This window comes from Mesorhizobium sp. LEGMi-168a (assembly GCF_058312955.1).
In genome coordinates, this window is the sequence record NZ_JBZEGV010000149.1 from 1 (window position 1) to 1,050 (window position 1,050).

Below are 1,050 nucleotides of genomic sequence, written 5' to 3' on the forward strand. Positions count from 1 at the left end.
ACGGCTATGGCGGCTTTGCCATTACCCAACGCGGCCGCGCGCTCGGCCGCGGCGAGACTGCGTTCGAGTACCGCGTCGAGACGCGCCACCGTTCGCTCCGCAACAAGGCGCGTTCGGCCCAGGACGCCGCCGCGGCGGGCACGGACAATCTGGACGCCGCGCTGCTCGCCGCGCTCAAGGCGCTGCGCCTGCGCCTGGCGAAGGAACGGCAGGTGCCGGCCTATGTCGTCTTCTCAGACCGCACGCTGATCGACATGGCCGAGCGCCGCCCGCGCGACCTCAATGCCTTCGCCGAGGTGAACGGCGTCGGCGCTGCCAAGCTGAGCGAGTTCGGCGCGATATTTTTGGAGGCGCTCGCGGCGCATGAAGCCGGGGCCTAACCTCGCCTGTAGCGGTGGAGTTCGATATCGCGCTTTTTCAATAATGCGCGTAGCCGCTTAAGGGACATCTCTGGGACGCGGGAACCTCAAAGGTGCCGTCGATGCCGCTGCAGGTGCGGAACCCGGACTTCCGCCCCGTCGCCTTTGATCTCGGCGCCGGTCTTGGATTGGATGCTTCGCGTTGCCGTTCGCGCCTCGGCTTCGCGCGGACGACAGGCTGCGGTTTCTGTGTCTTTTGCGGGGTCGCGCTTTCCTGCTTCCTTGATTCCGCCTCCGACGCTCGCTGGGCGCGGTAGCTCTTCAGGGCGTCGTCGGTGTCGATTTTCAGGCGTCCATATTGCTTCGAGGTCAGAAAGGTGGTCGGCGGCAGCTTGTTTTCCTCCTGCCACTGGCCGATGGCGCGACGCGTCTTGATGCCGAAGTCGCCGTCGGCCCCGTCCAGCTCGTAACCGATCGCCAGCAGCCTTTCCTGCAGATCGATCTTTTCCTGACGGTCAAGCCCGATTGCGCTTTCCGTCAATTCGGTCCCGACATCGGTTTCCGGGTTGGCGGCCGCGGCCGGAGGTTCCGCCGCCGTGGCCGACCGCGACGCGTCGTTCTGCGTATTGGCGACAACAGTCGGCGTAGTGCCGACAGGGATCGGCGGCTTCTTGAGCTGACCGATGTTGAG

The 1,050-nt window shown here is 65.6% G+C and carries 2 protein-coding genes; one reads left to right on the forward strand and one right to left on the reverse strand.

Features of this window, described 5'->3' with window-relative positions; all coding sequences use genetic code 11:
• On the forward strand, positions 1-380 hold a 380-nt coding region (locus AC4FWB_RS34540; protein WP_491030683.1), incomplete at its 5' end, for an HRDC domain-containing protein.
• A 37-nt stretch (positions 381-417) separates the two neighbouring features.
• Here AC4FWB_RS34540 and AC4FWB_RS34545 read toward each other — a convergent pair.
• Positions 418-1,050, reverse strand: a 633-nt coding sequence (locus AC4FWB_RS34545) for a peptidoglycan-binding domain-containing protein (RefSeq protein ID WP_491030684.1), incomplete at its 5' end; no start/stop codon positions are given.